The sequence below is a fragment of the Mycobacterium sp. E1747 genome, assembly GCF_001667775.1.
GTDB lineage: Bacteria > Actinomycetota > Actinomycetes > Mycobacteriales > Mycobacteriaceae > Mycobacterium.
On record NZ_LZJI01000157.1, the window covers coordinates 52514 to 69680 of the forward strand.

Consider the following 17167-nt stretch of genomic DNA (forward strand, 5'->3'; position numbering starts at 1 on the left):
TCTTACGGAGCGCGGCTCAGCTCAGGTCCCAGACCTGCAGCTCGGTCCCCTCGGCCACCTCCACCACGTCCTCCGGGATGTCCAGCAGCGCGTTCGCCGACGCCAGCCATCGCAGATGGTGCGAGGCCGGCGGCCCATAACTGGTGACGGTGGCCGTGTCGCGGTCCAGCACGGCGCGGCGGAACTGCCGCTTGCCGCGCGGCGAGGTCAACGATTCGGTGAGCACGGCCGCCCGGTGCGGGCGCTCCGCGTCGGGCAGACCCATGGCCCTGCGCAGCGCGGGGCGGATAAACACCTCGAAGGACACCAGGGCGCTGACCGGGTTGCCGGGCAGGGTGACGATCGTCGCGCCGGCCACCCGGCCGATGCCCTGCGGCATGCCGGGCTGCATCGCCACCTTGACGAACTCGACTCCCTGGTCGCCCTCGCGGCCGAAGGCGTCCTTGACCACCTCGTAGGCGCCGGCGCTGACCCCGCCGCTGGTGATGATCAGGTCGCAGTCGGCGGCGTAGCGATCGAGGATCGAACTGAACTGCGCCACATCGTCTTCCGCGGTCGCCACCGCGATCACGTCGGCACCGGCGTCGCGGACGGCCCCGGCCAGCATGATCGAATTCGACTCGTAGATCTGCCCCGGCCGCAGCCGATTGCCGGGCGCCACCAGCTCCGACCCGGTCGACAGCACCAGCACCCGCTGACGCGGCAGCACCGGCAGCTCGGCCATGCCCAACGCCGCGGCCAGGCCGAGCGCGGCCGGCGTCACCACCTGGCCGCGCCGCAACACCGTCGTGCCCGGGGCCACGTCCTCGCCCGCGCGCCGGATGTGCTTGCCCGCCTCGCGGGGTGCGCGGATCGACACGACGTCCACGCCGCCGTCGGTGTCCTCGACCGGCACGACCGCCGTCGCCCCGGCGGGCAGCGGTGCGCCGGTCATGATGCGGTGCGCGGTGTTGGGTTGCAGCGTCAGCTTGTCGGTGCGTCCGGCGGGAATGTCCTCGGCGACCTCGAGCGCCACCGGGTGCTCGGGCGTGGCGCCGGACGTGTCCTCGGCGCGCACCGCGTAGCCGTCCATCGCGGAGTTGTCGAAGACCGGCAGCGCCAGGCCCGCGATCACGTCCTCGGCCAGCACCAGACCCTGCGCCTCGGCCAGCGCGGCCGTGGCGGCCGGGCGGGGACGGATCAGTTCGGCTACGACGCGCTGATGTTCTTGGACCGACCGCACCGGGCCATTATCGGCCGGTCGGATTCCGCGGCTGACCCCGGTGAGCCCTTCGGGCCGACTACCGCTGGGGCCGGTGACCGGCCGGGGTTTTGCGTCCTCGCCCGCGGAGCCGGGCGGACGCGGCCGGCACGGGCTTGAGACCCGGGCGCCTCGGTCGCTTGACCCGCTCAGCGGTCCTGATCGGCGCGCTGAACGCCGTCTCGACCTTCATCCGCAACCACGCCGCGGCGCGCTTCGACCTCACCTGCACCGCCAAACCCTACGTCGGGCGCGCGCCGCGTATCGGCGCACAGCGCCGAAAGTTCGCTTACCGTTAACCGGCTACTGCACCCAATAGTTGTCGTGGCGGATGAACCACTCCCGGCGTTCGTCGTCGGTCATATCGGCGAGCGCCGCGAAGCCCTCGAAGTAGGCCTCCCGCGGCGCGCCCGGTGCGAAGAGCATCAGGATCGACGCCGGCTCGTCGGCCCCGTTGCGGAAGCCGTGCACGCCGCCCGGCGGCACATAGAGGAAGTCGCCCTGCCTGCCGTCGGTCCACTGGGTGCCGTCGTAGAGCTTCATCGTCCCGGACAGCACGAAGAACGCCTCGGACATGGCCCGGTGAAAGTGCGGTCCTGGGCCGCCGCCGGAGGCGGGGATGTCGACCCGGTAGAGCCCGTAGTCGCCGTCGGTGGCCTGCTGGTTGGCCAGGTAGTGGTACTTGACGCCCCCGGTCTGGTAGTCGGGCGGGGAGTCGGCCCGCTTGAGCCAGGCGCTGACCCGGGGCTCGTCTTCGGTGTATCGGGGCGGGGGATAGGGCGGCACGACGAGCGACATGCATTCCAGCCTGCCAGTTAGCATCGCGAGAGTGGAGGCTCCGGAGGACGTGCGCGCGCAGCGGCTGCTCGACGCCCAGGCGAAGGCGGCGCAGTTGTTCGACGAGGTCGAGCGGCGCGACATCATCCGCCCCGGCGTCTCGGAAAAGCAGTTGTCCGACGAAATCGACCAGCTCGCCGCGGAAATGTTCGGGGTGTCCCGGCACTGGCATCGGCGCATCGTGCGGGCCGGCGAGAACACGCTGCAACCCTTCAGCGAGCGCCCGCCGGACCGGCTGGTCGCCGACGGCGACATCGTCTTCCTCGATTTCGGGCCCATCTTCGCGGAGTGGGAGGCCGACTTCGGCCGCACCTTCGTGCTCGGCGACGATCCGGCCAAGGCGGCCCTGCGCGACGCGCTGCCCCGGGTGTGGCGGGCCGGCCGCGAATACTTCGACGCCCGCCCGGATGTCACCGGCGCCGAGATGTACGACTTCGTCGTCGGCCTGGCCCACGCCGAGGGTTTCGAGTTCGCCAGTTCTATCGCCGGTCACCTGGTGGGGGAGTTCCCCCACAAGAAGATCGCCGGTCCCGGCGTCCAGTGGTACATCACGCCCGGATCGAACAAGCCGATGCGGCGCACGGACCCGGTCGGCCGCGCCTGCCACTGGATCCTGGAGATCCACCTGGCCGACCGGGCCCGCGGCTTCGGGGGCTTCTACGAGCAGTTGCTCGACCTGCCCTGAGCGGACTCCTCGGAAAGTCGTTTGGCGCCGCCGGACCTGCGGGCCACCTGGCCGTTGATGTGGTCTTCGACGCAGCCGATGAAGGCCTGTGATGCCGCGGATCGGAGGTTGCTGCTCGGCGCGACGAGGTTTACCTGGCGGTACAGGGCCGCGCCGGCGACGGGGCGCAGCGCCAACTTCGGGTCGTCGCCCGCGCGTGAGACGGCGACGGACTCGGGTAGCAGCGCCACACCGAGATCCTTGCTCACGAAATGGACCACCTCATCCACGCGCGTGACTTCGAAGGCGACCCGTCGGTTCACGCCGGCGAACCCGCGGTCGGTTTCGTGACGCAGACCGTATCCGGGTGGAAAGTCGATGAAGGGCAAGGCCGCCAACTGATCGAGAAGGACCGAATCCCTTTCGGCCAACTCGTGCGAAGAAGGCAGCACCGCCACCAGGGGCTCGGTGAACAGTGGGGTGAAGGTGAGCCGCCCGGTCGCGGGCGGCACATTGGATCCGACGACCGCGACATCAAGCTTGCGGTCGCGCACCGCCTCGATCAGCAGGTTGCTGCCACCGCTGCGCAGCGTCACGCCGACCTCGGGATAACACGCGTGGAAGGTGGCCATCAGCGCCGCGACGTCGAGGCTCTCCGAGGGCACCTCCATCATTCCGACCGTCAGACGACCGGCGATGGTGCCGCTGAGCGCCTGCGCGTCGAACTTGATCTGGTCGACGCCGGCCAAAACCCGATGCATCAGGGGCAGCAGCGCCTCGCCCGGCGGGGTCAGCGCGACCGAGCGGGTGGTGCGCTCGAACAGCGCGACGCCGAGCTCGTCTTCGAGCCTGCGGATCTGCTGGCTGAGCGCCGATTGGACGACGTACTCGGTCTCGGCGGCCTTGGTGAAACTTCCCGCTTCGGCCAGCGCCACCGCATAGCGCAGTTGCCGCAAATTCATGACTCTTCACTTTCGGTGATAGATCTCATTATATCTATCCGTTGGACTGGTAAGTCGAGGTCGGCGACAATGTTCGACGTGTCCGTCTTGCCCGCGCCGTCCGCCCGCGTGCGCGCGCGAGCCCAGCGCCGCCTGGACACCAATGACTGCTCCGACCTGATTACCCGGGAGGGCATCACCGCCGAGCTGAACGCGCTGCCCTTCCTGGGCTCGCTGGCGTGCGCGACGACGACCGTGGTCGCAGGGTCGACGGAGGAGGTTGTTTTCACCTACACCGTGGGCCGATCCGGGATCGCCGACAGCGGCTGGCTGAAGCTGTGTTTTCGCTTCTACTCCGATTGGGACCTGCAGACGACCGATCCGCACAGCCGCGATTTCGCCTCGGCGCGGCTGCGCAGTCGCTCCCTCGTCGGAGGGGCTTCGGAGCAATCGGCCGCCACGGCGCAACGGCTGACCACTCGCTACGACGTCAAGGGCGGGGAACGCCCGTTTCAGAAGGCCTTGCTGATCCACGTCAAGGATGGCTACCTGCGGCCCGGCGACGTCATCGAGATCCGGCTGGGCGACCGCAGTTTCGGCGGGCCGGGCACCCGCGTGCAGACGTTCGTCGAGGACGAATTCGAATTCCACCTGTTCGTCGATGCGTTGGGGACGTCCCGGATGGCGCACGCCGGGGTGTCCCGGCTCGCCGTGGTTCCCGGGCCGCCGGAGCGGCTGGTGGCGCACGGTCCGCGCCTGGTGCGTGCCGATGCCCGCACCGCCGAGCTGCGGATGCACCTGCAGGATCGCTGGGGCAACGCCTGCCGCGATGTCGCGGCGGCTGTGCGGGCCCGCGCAGGCGGGGCCGACATCGCATCGGCGGACTTCCCGGCCGGCGGTTGGGCGGCGCTCGCGTTGGCCGTCCCGGCTCGGCATCGGCAGGTCGACGTCATCGCCGAGGCGGGTTCCGTCGAGATCGGCCGGGCCACCTGCTTCCTCGACGTGGTGGACGACTTCCCCTCGCCCCGGGCGCTGTTCGCCGATCTGCATGTGCATTCCAACGACACGGTCGGAACGCAGGACACCGGCTCGAACTTGGCGTACGGGCGTGATGTCGGGGCGCTCGACGTGATCGGCTACACCGCCAACGACTTTCAGATCACCGACGACGTGTGGGCCGACGTCGTCGTTGCGTGCGCCGAGGCCAACGACGACGGTCGGCTGGTTTGCTTTCCCGGCGTGGAGTGGTGCGGCACGGCGGGTGTCGGCGGTGATCACAACGTCGTATTCCTCGGCCAGGACACCACTCTCGCGCGTTCCCTCGAATGGCACCAGGGAATGGCGGCGGCGGCGCCGGTGCCCCAGACATGGCCGATCACGGAGCTCTACGCCGCGTACGAGAAGGATCCCGACTCCTATCTGCTCATCCCGCACGTCGGGGGGCGCCGGGCCATCCTGGACTGGCACCATCCCCAACTGGAGCGGCTGATCGAGGTGCACTCGACGTGGGGGACCAGCCCGTGGTTCTTCGAGGATGCGCTAGCTCGCGGGCTGCGCCTGGGCGCCAGTGCCGCCAGCGACGAGCACCGCGGGCGGCCGGGCGGCGGCGCGCCGGGGGCCAACATCTTCGGCGGACACGGCGGGCTCACGGGCGTCCTGGCGACCGAACTCACCCGTGCCGACGTCGGCCAGGCGTTGCGGCGGCGGCGCACGTGGGCGACGACGGGTGCTCGCGCCGTGGCACTGCTGCGATGTGGCGATCACTGGATGGGCGACGAAATCGACACCACCGCTTCCGAATTGGCCGCAGAATACGCCCTCTACGGCACGGCGGGCTGGGAAGAACTGGAGATTTGGGACGGCACGGGCCTGCTCTGGCGCCGCGACCTTCTCGCCGAGACCGGCCTTTCGGATACTTTGGTCCGCATTCGGTGGAGCGGCGCGCGGCACAAGGACCGCTACCGGTGGGCGACGTGGGAGGGCCGCCTGGCGGTCACCGGCAGCGCCGTCGACTCGGTGGCACCGTGGGCCGCCGCCCACCCCGAGCAGACCTTCGACCGCCGTGGTGACGACATCGCTTGGCGCACCACGACCTACGGCGACGATATCGGCGTCGTGGTCGGCCTGGCTGATCTGGCCGGCGCGCGCCTGCACGTCGACGTCAGCGTCCTCGAGGAGGGCCTGGATGCCGAGTTGTCCGTCACCGGCGCCGAGTTGTTGGCCGGCGAACATCGCGAGATCCGGGTTGGCGGGCTGAATCTGACCTTGCGCATCGAGCGCATCGCCGACCCCGCATCCCTTCCCGTCACCGTCGACGGGCGGCTGAGGATCGACGTGCCACCCGCCGACAGCGCCGTCTACCTACGGGCACGCCAATCCGACGGGCACCAGGTGTGGACCAGTCCGTTGTTCATAACGCGGGAACTCGCACAATCGTGTTGAGCCATATGGCTTTACGCCTCACCAAGCGTCTGCATGTCGACCTGCAGCGCGTCATCGCCGCCGCCTGTAGCTGACCGGCGCCCCGCCGCGAGATCGGACGCGGCAACCGCGGTCAACATTTGAGCCGGCGCGCGGCCTCGCGACCGCCGGCGGCAGAAACGAACTTACCGGTAAGGAGAATTGATGCCACCTCGTATGCTGGCACGACACGCGATGACGCTGACGGTCGTGCTTGTGGCCACCCTGTTGAGTGCGTGCGGAAACTCCACATTTACGGCGGGCTCTGATCCGAAAGTAACGCTGCGCCTTGGCTATATCACCCGCATCACGCACGCCTCGGCGCTGGTCGCGCTCAATCGGGGGCTGTTCACCAAGAACCTCGGCTCGGGGGTTACCCTGGCGGCCCAGCCTTTTCAACAGGGCATCGCCGAAGCCACCGCCCTGTTATCGGGCCAGCTGGATGCCGCCTATATCGGGACCAACCCCACCTTCAACGCATGGCAGAAGTCCGGTGGCACGGCGATCAAGATCATCTCGGGTTCGGCCCAAGGCGGCACCTCCCTTGTCGTCAAGCCCGGAATCACGAGCGCTCAGGATCTCCGGGGCAAGACCGTGGCCGACCCGGGGCTGGGAGGAAACCACGACGTCAGCTTGCGAAGCTGGCTGAATGACAACGGCTTACAGACTAATACCCAAGGCAGCGGTGACGTGTCCGTCAAGCCGACCAAGCCGGAGTCGGCGATCGTGCAGGAGTTCATCACCAACCAGATCGCCGGTGCCGTCGAGTCTGCCCCCTACGACGTCGAACTGGTCAAAGCGGGAGGCGTCACGCTGTGGCCGGATCCCGGAACGATCACGGTCTTGGTGGTGCGCCAGGACTTCTTGAAGGCTCATCCCGATGCGGTGTCCGCGCTGCTGCGGGGGCAGGTGGAAGCCAATGAGCTTCTCCACGCCGACCCGGATGCCGCAGCGCGGGCGGCCAACGACACGATCGCGAAGGATTTGGGCAAAGGTCTGGATTCCCAGGTGCTGGCGGCCTCTGTCCAGGAAACCACCTTCACCAACGATCCCAACCCCGCCTCGCTGAACGACCAAGTGCGCAAAGCCGTGTCGGTGGGGCTGCTCGATCCGCTCGACCTGAACGGGCTCGTGGATCTGCGGCTGCTCAACGACGTCCTGAAGACCTCGGGGAAGCCCCAGGTCAACACATGACCGGCGTAACGAGCCACATCGTGACAACTCCTGAATCCAACGGCGCAGCTGAACCGGCAATTGGGCTTTCGTCTGTGACCAAGAGCTACGGCCAGGGCGCGTCGGCGGTCGCCGCCCTTGCGGAGTTGTCGATCACCGTCAGCCGGGCCGAGTTCGTCTGCATCGTCGGACCGTCGGGGTGCGGCAAGAGCACCCTGCTCTCGCTGGTGGCCGGGCTGGATGCGCCCACCTCCGGCGCGGTGGATACGGGAAACCGCCGGGTGGCCATGATGTTCCAGGAGCCCGCCCTGTTTCCGTGGCTGACCGCGGCCGGAAACGTCGACGTGGCGTTGCGGGCCCGCAAGGTACCCAAGAGTATTCGGCGCGCCCGGGTGGCCGAACTGCTCGCTATGGTGGGGCTGACCGGCTTCTCCACCGCGCGGCCCCACCAGTTGTCGGGTGGGATGCGCCAGCGCGTCGCGCTGGCACGAGCGCTGGCCCAAGACGCCGACGTGCTGCTGATGGACGAACCGTTCGGCGCCCTCGACGCGATCACCCGCGACCTACTGCACACCGAACTCGCGCGCATCGTCGACGAAAGCGGGCTGACGGTGCTGTTCGTCACCCACAACGTGGTGGAGGCGGTGCGGCTGGCCGACCGGGTGATCCTGCTCAGCGAACGCCCCGGGCGGATCGTCGCCGAGCACACCATCGACGTGCCACGGCCGCGGCGCACCGACCCGGCGCAGATCTCGGGATTGGCCACGGCGATCACCGCCGATCTTCAAGGGCCGGGCGGCCGTGATGTCGCTTAGCGACGTGGATGTGGAAGCGCCGCAGGCGCCGGGCGCCCGCCGCTTCGCGCGGTCGCTGTGGGCGCCCGCCCTTGGGTTCCTGGTGGTTCTGGCCGGCTGGCAGGCGGTGTACCTGAGCGGCTGGAAGCCCTCATTCGTGCTGCCCGGTCCGGGCGCGGCCCTGTCCAGCCTGTGGACCCAGGCCTCCGAACCGCTGCTGTGGCAGGCCATCGCGACGACGATGGGCAGGGCGGTGTACGGGTTCGGCCTGGCGCTGGTGATCGGGCTCGCCGCCGGGATCCTCGTGTCGAGGAACCGGGCGCTGCGGGCCGCATTCGGTCCGATCATCACCGGGATGCAGACCATGCCGGCGATCGCCTGGTTCCCGTTCGCCATCATCTTCTTCGGCCTCACCACCTCGGCGATCGTGTTCGTCATCGTCATCGGGACCGCACCCGCAATCGCCACCGCCGTGATCGCCGGCTCCGACCACATCCCCCCGTTGCTGCTACGCGCAGCGAAGACCATGGGGTTCAAGGGATTCGCCCTGTACCGGCACCTGATTCTGCCGGGGTCGCTACCGGTTTTCGTGACTGGGCTCAAGCAGGGCTGGGCGTTCGCGTGGCGCAGCCTCATGTCCGGCGAGCTGGTGGTGATTGTGACCAACACGGCCTCCATCGGTGTGCTGCTCGAGAACGCGCAGAACATGTCCGACATGCCGTCGGCCATCGCGATCATGATCGTGATCTTGACCCTCGGAATCGTCATCGACGGGTTCTTCACCCTGGTCGACAACGCGGTGCGTCGCCGTTGGGGTCTCGTCGACGCTGCCGAATCGTGACCGCCGCCAACTCGCAACCGTTGCGGGTGTGGGCGTTCGGTGATGCCCACGTCGGCACCGACAAGAGTTTCGGCCGGAGAAGCCTGGCCGAGGCGATCTCGCACTCCGAATCCGGCGGCGGCGAGGGGGGTCCGCCCTTCGAGTGGGACTTCGCCGTCGATGTCGGCGACATGTCCGGTGCGCACCACAGCCTGCCGGACGACGCCGAGGGCCGTGAAGTCGTCGAGCAATTCGTGGCGCTGCGTGCTCATCGCCGCGAAGACGTCTACAGCGTGTGCGGCAACCATGACCGCAGCGGGTTGGCTGAACCCGAGGCGTGGTGGTGGCAGAAGTGGGTGGACCCGCTGGGTCTGCACACGGAGTTCTCCGGTGTCGACGCCGCCGCCCGCCCTTACCGTCCCGAGGGAACGTGGGCGCGGTACAGCTTCCGGGTGGGCAACCTGCTGTTCTTGATGATGAGCGACCGCAACGAGCCCAGTCAGGCGATCGGCCGGGGGACGTTGGGAGGCAATCCCGGCGGCGTGGTCACTGGCGAGACATTCGATTGGTGGACGTCGATGGTTGATGAGAACCCCGACGCCATCATCGTGTCGGTGCATCACTACGTATTGAAGGACACCACCGTCGCCTCCGGCGAGTGGGAGGGCGTCCGCAGGGGCGCCAACGGTGAACTGGTGGAGCACTATCACCGGCCGTTCGACGAGGGCACCCCGAACGCCGCTTCCTATCTGTATTGGGTCGACAGTAAACCCGATTCCGCCGCGTTCGAGAAATTCCTGGCGGCCCGGCCGGGCCGGGTGGCGTTGTGGCTGGCGGGGCACACCCACACCCATCCCGACGACTCGTTCGGCGGCAAAACTCATATCGAACAGCGCTGGGGCACTTGGTTTCTCAACGTCGCGTCGCTGAGTCGCCACCACATGCCACGGACCACCCTGCCGATCAGCCGCCTACTGACCTTCCAGCCCAGTAGTGATGCGGTAAGGGTGCAGTGTTATCTGCACACCAGCCAATACGCCCCGCAGGGGTGGTACGACAGCGCCGAGCGAAACTTGACGCTGCCCCGCCCCTTTCGCTGGGCGTAATCGCGCGCCGGTTTGGCCAGGGTCAGCCCAAGGGATAGATGACCCCGGTCAGCTCTTCCGAGACCTCCCATAGCCGCCGCTGCAATTCGGCGTCATGCGACTTCTTGCTGGACCCGACAAGCTTGGGATAGCCGCGGGCCTCGCCGAACCCGTCGGGTCCGTAGTACTGCCCGCCGAGCACGCCCGGGTCGGTGGCGGCGCGCAGCGTCGGGAGCGCGCCCATGGCCGCGTCTTGCGCGATCACGTTGAAGAAGACGTTGACAAGCGGCCGGAACGCCGCGGGCGTGTAGCGGCCCAGCTCCGTGTTCGACCCGCCGGGATGCGCGGCTGCGGCGATCGTCGTCCCGCGCGGGGCGAGCCGCCGCTGCAGCTCGTAGGTGAACAGCAGGTTGGCCAGCTTGGCCTGCCCGTAGGCCGCGACCCGGTTGTAAGAGCGCTCCCACTGCAGGTCGTCGAAGTGGATGTCGGCGAGGATGCGGTGGCCTATGCTGCTCACCGTCACGACCCGCGATCCGGGAACCGGCAGCAGCCGCTCCAGCAGCAGGCCGGTGAGCGCGAAGTGGCCCAGGTGGTTGGTGCCGAACTGCATCTCGAAGCCGTCTTTGGTGGTTTCCTTCGGCGTGTACATGACGCCGGCATTGTTGATCAGCAGGTCGATGTGGTCGTAGTCGGACTTCAGCTGGTCCGCCGCGGCGCGCACGGAGTCCAGCGACGTCAGGTCCAGCTCCTGCAACGCGACGTCGGCGTGCGGGCTCTTGGCGGCGATCCGGGCGGCCGCGTCCTTGCCCTTGTCCAGGTTGCGCACCGCCAGCACGACGCGGGCGCCGTGATCGGCCAGCGCGGCGGCCGTCTGGTAGCCGAGTCCGGTGTTGGCCCCGGTGATGACGGCGACGCGGCCGGCCTGGTCGGGAATGTCGGCGGCGGTCCACTTGGCCATGGAAAGCTCCTTCGACTTGTAGACTAAACGGGGCGAGCGCTCCGGTTGAGTTCACTATACGGAACGCACGCCCCGCTTTGTCAACCGATGGGTGGTGAATAGTTGGCCCAACCAGCGCGACCGTTGCGCGCCGACGCGGCGCGCAACCGCGCACGCGTGCTGGACGTCGCCTACGAAACGTTCGCGGCCGAGGGCCTGGCGGTGCCGATCGACGCGATCGCCCGGCGCGCGGGCGTCGGCGCGGGCACGGTCTACCGGCACTTCCCGACCAAGGAGGCGCTGTTCACGGCGGTCATCGAGGACCGGATGCAGCGCATGGTCGACGACGCCCGCGCCCTGTTGGAGTCCGAGGGGCCGGGCGAAGCGCTCTTTGCCTTCCTGCGCTCGCTGGTGCTGCAGTGGGGGGCCGCGGACCGCGGCCTGGTCGACGCGCTGGCCGGGTATGGAATCGACATCGCCTGCGCTGCTCCGCAGGCCGAGGACGCGTTCAAGGCCATGCTGGGCGAACTGCTGCGCGCGGCCCAGGAAGCGGGCACCGCCCGCCGGGACATCGACATGCGCGACGTGAAGGCGATCCTGGTCGGATGCCAGGCGATGCAGGCGTACGACTCTGCGCTGGCCGAGCGCGCGACCGACGTGGTCATCGACGGCTTACGCGCGCAGCGATAACGCCCCAGGCTGTTCTTGATTGTCCAGCTCCTCTTCACCCCGCTTCGCGGGCTGTATCGCCGCCGGACGACCTTGCACTCGGCATAGGCGAGTGCTAAGAATGACGTTGGCACTCGCGACACGTGAGTGCTAGGTCGGGACGGTGAGACCAGCAGACACCTGGGGTCGTCCGTCGCGGGCACTGCACCCGGCCAGCGTAAGTAATGGGGTGGCCACCCGTGGCCACCCGGTGTCATTCCCGATCCGGAGGAATCACTTCGCAATGGCCAAGACAATTGCGTACGACGAAGAGGCCCGTCGCGGCCTCGAGCGGGGGCTGAACGCCCTCGCCGACGCGGTAAAGGTGACGTTGGGTCCCAAGGGCCGCAACGTCGTCCTGGAGAAGAAGTGGGGTGCCCCCACGATCACCAACGATGGTGTGTCCATCGCCAAGGAGATCGAGCTGGAGGACCCCTACGAGAAGATCGGCGCCGAGCTGGTCAAGGAAGTCGCCAAGAAGACCGACGACGTCGCCGGTGACGGCACGACGACGGCCACGGTGCTGGCCCAGGCGCTGGTCCGCGAGGGCCTGCGCAACGTGGCGGCCGGCGCGAACCCGCTGGGCCTCAAGCGCGGCATCGAGAAGGCCGTCGAAAAGGTCACCGAGACCCTGCTGAAGCAGGCCAAGGAGGTCGAGACCAAGGAGCAGATCGCCGCCACCGCAGCGATTTCCGCGGGCGACCAGTCGATCGGCGACCTGATCGCCGAGGCGATGGACAAGGTCGGCAACGAGGGCGTCATCACCGTCGAGGAGTCCAACACCTTCGGCCTGCAGCTCGAGCTCACCGAGGGCATGCGCTTCGACAAGGGCTACATCTCGGGCTACTTCGTCACCGACGCCGAGCGTCAGGAAGCGGTCCTCGAGGACCCGTTCATCCTGCTGGTCAGCTCGAAGGTGTCGACCGTCAAGGACCTGCTCCCGCTGCTGGAGAAGGTCATCCAGGCCGGCAAGCCGCTGCTGATCATCGCCGAGGACGTCGAGGGCGAGGCTCTCTCGACCCTGGTCGTCAACAAGATCCGCGGCACCTTCAAGTCGGTGGCCGTCAAGGCCCCCGGCTTCGGCGACCGCCGCAAGGCGATGCTGCAGGACATGGCGATCCTCACCGGTGGCCAGGTCATCAGCGAGGAGGTCGGTCTGTCGCTGGAGAGCGCCGACGTCGCGCTGCTCGGTAAGGCCCGCAAGGTCGTCGTCACCAAGGACGAGACCACCATCGTCGAGGGCGCCGGTGACACCGACGCCATCGCCGGGCGGGTGGCCCAGATCCGCCAGGAGATCGAGAACAGCGACTCCGACTACGACCGTGAGAAGCTGCAGGAGCGCCTGGCCAAGCTGGCCGGCGGTGTTGCGGTGATCAAGGCCGGCGCGGCTACCGAGGTGGAGCTCAAGGAGCGCAAGCACCGCATCGAGGACGCGGTGCGCAACGCCAAGGCCGCCGTTGAGGAGGGCATCGTCGCCGGTGGTGGCGTGGCCCTGCTGCACGCGACCCCGGCGCTGGACGAGCTGAAGCTCACCGGCGACGAGGCGACCGGCGCCAACATCGTGCGCGTCGCGCTCGAGGCCCCGCTGAAGCAGATCGCCTTCAACTCCGGGCTGGAGCCCGGCGTTGTGGCCGAGAAGGTCCGCAACTCGCCCGCCGGGACCGGCCTGAACGCCGCCACCGGTGAGTACGAGGACCTGCTCAAGGCCGGCGTTGCCGACCCGGTCAAGGTCACCCGCTCGGCGCTGCAGAACGCGGCGTCCATCGCCGGGCTGTTCCTGACGACTGAGGCCGTCGTCGCCGACAAGCCGGAGAAGGCGGCCGCTCCCGCGGGCGACCCGACCGGCGGCATGGGCGGTATGGACTTCTAAGTCCAAGACCGGAAAAGTCCCAATCACTGAAAAAGCCCGGTCTGCGTTGCAGGCCGGGCTTTTTCGTGTCCGCCGAGCGTGAACCCAGGGCGCGGTTTCGCCGATTTGACCGCCCTGGTTTCACGTTCGGCGGCGAGCGTTTAACGGGATGGCCGGCGCATCGGCGCCGCCATCACGCGGGAACTGGCCGACCGTGGTCACTGCGCAGCCGGGTGGCCAGCGGGGCGACGCGGCTCATCGCGAGAACACCACGCAGTCGTGCAGGCAACCCTTCGCCGCGCTCGGGGAGGTCGGGTCGGCCTCGCGGTGCAGCAGCGCGCGGGTCGGCACCACTTCCAGGCGAACGGCGTCCCCGGTAAGTTCTTCAAGGCTGACCTCGGCGGTGCCGTCGACGATCAGCGAATAGCCGCCGGGCTCGGTCGGGGGCCAGAGCAGGGTGACGTCGCGGCGCTGCGCCAGATTCTGGCGGGTGCGCCCTCCGATCAGGCCGACATCCAGGATCGCGTCGCGCAGCCGCGGCTCGACCGTCACGGTGTGCACGCGGTAGTCGTCGTCGACGGTGACCAGGTAGGCGAAGGGGTAGTCGGGAAGGACGGCGGCCAGGCGCTCGACGTCCACCTGCTTCTTGGTGCGCATGACCCCCAGAATAGGCGCGGGCCGGGCCGCTACAGCGTGCGCGGAACCCGCGCCGCCGGCAGGCCGAACGTGAGCTGGCCGCTGCTGCTGAAGTGGAAGCCCAGGTTTTGCAGCACCTGTTGCCAGGGCGCCAGTTTCTCCACGGCCGCCGACGCGTCGGCATGGTAGCCGTACATCGCCTCCACGTCCGACGCCCACATCTGGTCGTAGGCGGCCTCGATGTCGGCGATAGCGGGGGTGTTCTGGCCCAGCCAGTTGGTGGCCGACAACGCCTGCGCCAGCGCACGATTGGCCGCCACCACCGCGGGCTGCACCGTGGCCGCCAGCGCCCCCTCGAACGCTGCCGCCACGGCGGAGGCCTGGCTGGACACCGCCTGCGCCTGGGCCGCCGCCGCGCTGAGCCAGCTGACGTAGTGCGTGGCGAGGGCCATCATCGCGGCCGAGGATGGCCCCTGCCAGGACCCACTGGCAAGATTTGACGTCACCGAAGAAAACGACGATGCTGACGATGCCAAGTCCTCGGCCAGTCCGTCCCAGGCTTCCGCGGCAGCAAGCAGCGGCCCGGCTCCGGGACCCGAGAAGATTCGTGCCGAGTTGACTTCTGGCGGCAACCACGCAAAATGCGGGCTCGTCACCGGCTCAACTTACCCGGGATCTGGCTGTTTTGGTGGCGTTATTGCGCGGCTACCGGCCGCCGGTAGCCGACCTCGGACCAACTTGCCTGGACGAGCGTCGGTGGGCACGCCGTTCTCCGCGATCACTTCGCCGGCCACGATCGTCGCGACATAGCCGTCCGCGGTCTGGTCCAGGCGGCGACCGCCGGCTGGCAGATCGTAGGTGATGACCGGCTTGTGCAGGCGCAACGCGGCGTGGTCGATGACGTTGAAGTCGGCCTTGTAGCCGACGCCGATGCGCCCCCGGTCGCCCAGCCCGGCGATGCGGGCCGGTACCGACGTGAGTTCGCGGATGGCCTCCGGCACGGTGAACCGGCCCGACTTGCGGTCGCGCGCCCAATGAGTCAGGAAATACGTCGAGTAGCTGGCGTCGCAGATCATCCCGTAGTGCGCGCCGCCGTCGCCGAGCCCCAGCACCACGTCATCGCGGTGCAGCAGCTGGCCCACGGTGTCCAGCGAGTTGCCCTGCAGGTTGCTGGTCGCCACCAGCAGCATGGCGCGGCCCTCGTCGTCGAGCAGTCGGTCGTAGGCCTCCTCCATCGGGTTCACCCCGCGCGCCCGGGCCCGGGCCCCGATGGAGGTCGACGGGTCGGGCTCGTAGTCGGGGGTGTCGCCCAGCGGGTAGATCCAGTCCCACATTTGGGCCACGTACAGGATCGGGTGGCCTTGGCCCGGCTTGTCGGCCAGGATGCGGGCGCGCACCTCCGGCTTGCGCATCTCGGCGACCCGCTCGGCCAGCGGTAGGTGCGCGATCTCGCGGTAGCTCGGGTAGAGCACGAACGGGTTGGCGGACAGCTGCAGTCCGATGATCAGCCCGATCGGGCGCGGCAGCAGCTGCGCGGTGACGCGGGGCTCGCCGTCGCCGGCCCGGGAATTCGCTTTCTCGATCATCGTGATGGCGTCCTGCCACGTGGGATCACCCGAGTTGGCGACCACCAGCGTGAAGGTCAGCGGCAGACCCACGTCCTCGGCCACGTCGAACACCGTCTGCAGCACGGGCTCGTAGCCGCCGGCCGGGATGTCCGGCACGAACTGCAGCAGGCCCCCGCCGCCGTCCACGACACCGCGGGCGATCTCCTCGATCTCTTCCCGGGCGGCGTCGTAACTCGGGATGGGCGAGCCGCTTTCGGTCTTGTGGATGGTCAGCCGCGAAGACGCGAAGCCGAGCGCTCCGACCTCGACCGCCTCCTTGGCCAGCGCTCGCATCTTGGCGAGGTCCTCGGCGGTGGCCGGCTCGCGGTCGGCGCCGCGCTGGCCCATGACGTAGACCCGCAGCGGCGAGTGCGGCAGGTATGCGGCGACGTCGATGTCCCGCTTGCCGGCGTCCAGCGCGTCCAGGTATTCGGGGAACGTCTCCCACGTCCAGGGCAGGCCGTCGGTCATGACGACGCCGGGAATGTCCTCGACCCCGGCCATCACGTCGACCAGGACGTCGTGGTCGGACTGGCGGCACGGCGCGAAGCCGACGCCGCAGTTGCCCATCACCACCGTGGTCACGCCGTGCGCCGACGACGGCGTCAGGCGCTCCGACCAGATGGACTGGCCGTCGTAGTGGGTGTGCAGGTCGACGAAGCCCGGGGTGACCAGCAGGCCGGTCGCGTCGATCTCCCGCTCGGCGCGCTCGCCGTTGACCCGACCGACGGCAGCGATGACGCCGTCGCGCACCGCGACGTCGCCGACGTACGGCTCGCCGCCCAGCCCGTCGACGATGGTGCCGTTGCGGATGATCAGGTCGTAAGTCATGCAAATAATCTACGACCGTGCCCGCCGGTCGTGCCAGGATCTAGTGTCGCTGGTATGGCCAACGCCTCCAGCCCCGATGCCGCCGTCCAAGAACTGCTCCGCGACGCGTTCACCCGGTTGATCGAACACGTCGACGACATCGCCGACGGCCTGACCGACGCGGTCGCGCAGTACCGGGTGACCCCGAGCGCCAACAGCATCGCCTGGCTGCTCTGGCACAGCGCGCGGGTGCAGGACATCCAGCTGGCCGACGTCGCCGGTGTGGAGCAGGTGTGGCTCCGCGACGGCTGGGTGGACCGGTTCGGGCTGGATCTGCCCCGCAACGACACCGGCTACGGGCACGGCCCCGAGCAGGTCGCCAAGGTCAAGGCGCCCGCGGATCTGCTGTCCGGCTACTACCACGCGGTGCACAAGCTCACACTCGAATACATCGCCGGCGTGACCGCCGCCGACCTGGAGCGGGTGGTCGACACCAACTGGGACCCGCCGGTGACGGCCAGCGCCCGGCTGGTGAGCATCATCGACGACTGCGCCCAGCACCTCGGGCAGGCCGCCTACGTTCGCGGAATCGCGCCCTAAGGGTTT

General features: G+C 68.7%; 17 protein-coding genes. 10 read left to right on the forward strand and 7 right to left on the reverse strand.

Annotated features, from left to right (window positions below):
- Positions 1 to 16 precede the first annotated feature (16 nt).
- Positions 17 to 1222 (reverse strand): gephyrin-like molybdotransferase Glp, encoded by a 1206-nt coding sequence (gene glp / locus A5695_RS15190; RefSeq protein WP_068083368.1) that lies wholly within the window; start codon positions 1220 to 1222, stop codon positions 17 to 19.
- A 158-nt stretch (positions 1223 to 1380) separates the two neighbouring features.
- Here glp and A5695_RS28590 point away from each other — a divergent pair, with 158 nt between their 5' ends.
- Complete coding sequence (locus tag A5695_RS28590; RefSeq protein WP_156749666.1) at positions 1381 to 1539, forward strand: hypothetical protein; 159 nt, start codon at positions 1381 to 1383, stop codon at positions 1537 to 1539.
- A 4-nt stretch (positions 1540 to 1543) separates the two neighbouring features.
- On the opposite strand, the gene A5695_RS15195 is transcribed toward A5695_RS28590, so the two are convergent.
- The gene (locus tag A5695_RS15195) at positions 1544 to 2038 is read right to left on the reverse strand and encodes a cupin domain-containing protein (RefSeq protein ID WP_068083371.1); all 495 of its coding nucleotides are present in this window, start codon (positions 2036 to 2038) and stop codon (positions 1544 to 1546) included.
- Positions 2039 to 2069: 31 nt separating this feature from the next.
- Between A5695_RS15195 and A5695_RS15200 the strand changes: the two genes are divergently transcribed.
- A complete protein-coding gene (locus A5695_RS15200) occupies positions 2070 to 2762 on the forward strand; it encodes a M24 family metallopeptidase (RefSeq protein WP_068083374.1) in 693 nt (230 codons plus the stop codon).
- Here A5695_RS15200 and A5695_RS15205 read toward each other — a convergent pair.
- Positions 2735 to 3703 (reverse strand): LysR family transcriptional regulator, encoded by a 969-nt coding sequence (locus tag A5695_RS15205; protein WP_068083377.1) that lies wholly within the window; start codon positions 3701 to 3703, stop codon positions 2735 to 2737. The two genes, A5695_RS15200 and A5695_RS15205, sit on opposite strands and share 28 nt — an antisense overlap.
- 87 nt (positions 3704 to 3790) lie before the next feature.
- Between A5695_RS15205 and A5695_RS15210 the strand changes: the two genes are divergently transcribed.
- The 5 genes from A5695_RS15210 to A5695_RS15230 all read left to right on the forward strand — a co-directional run bounded on the left by A5695_RS15210 (position 3791) and on the right by A5695_RS15230 (position 10035).
- A complete protein-coding gene (locus A5695_RS15210) occupies positions 3791 to 6124 on the forward strand; it encodes a DUF3604 domain-containing protein (RefSeq protein WP_369830193.1) in 2334 nt (777 codons plus the stop codon).
- 213 nt (positions 6125 to 6337) lie between these two features.
- The gene (locus A5695_RS15215; RefSeq protein WP_231974845.1) at positions 6338 to 7336 is read left to right on the forward strand and encodes an ABC transporter substrate-binding protein; all 999 of its coding nucleotides are present in this window, start codon (positions 6338 to 6340) and stop codon (positions 7334 to 7336) included.
- 59 nt (positions 7337 to 7395) lie between these two features.
- A complete protein-coding gene (locus A5695_RS15220) occupies positions 7396 to 8130 on the forward strand; it encodes an ABC transporter ATP-binding protein (protein WP_068083476.1) in 735 nt (244 codons plus the stop codon).
- The gene (locus tag A5695_RS15225; protein WP_082946116.1) at positions 8120 to 8950 is read left to right on the forward strand and encodes an ABC transporter permease; all 831 of its coding nucleotides are present in this window, start codon (positions 8120 to 8122) and stop codon (positions 8948 to 8950) included. The genes A5695_RS15220 and A5695_RS15225 overlap by 11 nt, the downstream gene beginning before the upstream one ends.
- Positions 8947 to 10035, forward strand: coding sequence for a metallophosphoesterase (locus A5695_RS15230; protein WP_231974847.1), 1089 nt, complete (start codon positions 8947 to 8949; stop codon positions 10033 to 10035). Before A5695_RS15225 ends, A5695_RS15230 begins: the two co-directional genes overlap by 4 nt.
- A gap of 22 nt (positions 10036 to 10057) precedes the next feature.
- Here the strand turns inward: A5695_RS15230 and A5695_RS15235 are convergent, their stop codons facing one another.
- The gene (locus tag A5695_RS15235) at positions 10058 to 10972 is read right to left on the reverse strand and encodes an SDR family NAD(P)-dependent oxidoreductase (protein ID WP_068083387.1); all 915 of its coding nucleotides are present in this window, start codon (positions 10970 to 10972) and stop codon (positions 10058 to 10060) included.
- A gap of 102 nt (positions 10973 to 11074) precedes the next feature.
- Here A5695_RS15235 and A5695_RS15240 point away from each other — a divergent pair, with 102 nt between their 5' ends.
- Together A5695_RS15240 and groL are read left to right on the forward strand one after the other, a co-directional pair.
- Positions 11075 to 11641 (forward strand): TetR/AcrR family transcriptional regulator, encoded by a 567-nt coding sequence (locus A5695_RS15240; protein ID WP_068083390.1) that lies wholly within the window; start codon positions 11075 to 11077, stop codon positions 11639 to 11641.
- Between the two features lie 262 nt (positions 11642 to 11903).
- On the forward strand, positions 11904 to 13529 hold the full coding sequence (gene groL / locus A5695_RS15245; protein ID WP_068083393.1) for a chaperonin GroEL: 1626 nt from the start codon (positions 11904 to 11906) through the stop codon (positions 13527 to 13529).
- Between the two features lie 234 nt (positions 13530 to 13763).
- On the opposite strand, the gene A5695_RS15250 is transcribed toward groL, so the two are convergent.
- Genes A5695_RS15250 through A5695_RS15260 form a run of 3 tightly spaced genes read right to left on the reverse strand, consistent with a single transcriptional unit; the run spans position 13764 to position 16582 of the window.
- Positions 13764 to 14165, reverse strand: coding sequence for a hypothetical protein (locus A5695_RS15250; RefSeq protein ID WP_068083396.1), 402 nt, complete (start codon positions 14163 to 14165; stop codon positions 13764 to 13766).
- A gap of 29 nt (positions 14166 to 14194) precedes the next feature.
- Complete coding sequence (locus tag A5695_RS15255; protein ID WP_082946117.1) at positions 14195 to 14800, reverse strand: PPE family protein; 606 nt, start codon at positions 14798 to 14800, stop codon at positions 14195 to 14197.
- Between the two features lie 9 nt (positions 14801 to 14809).
- Positions 14810 to 16582, reverse strand: a complete 1773-nt coding sequence (locus tag A5695_RS15260; protein ID WP_068083399.1) for an amidohydrolase family protein — start codon at positions 16580 to 16582, stop codon at positions 14810 to 14812.
- Between the two features lie 54 nt (positions 16583 to 16636).
- On the opposite strand from A5695_RS15260, the gene A5695_RS15265 reads away from it, so the two are divergent.
- Complete coding sequence (locus A5695_RS15265) at positions 16637 to 17161, forward strand: mycothiol transferase (protein ID WP_068083403.1); 525 nt, start codon at positions 16637 to 16639, stop codon at positions 17159 to 17161.
- Positions 17162 to 17167: the final 6 nt, after the last annotated feature.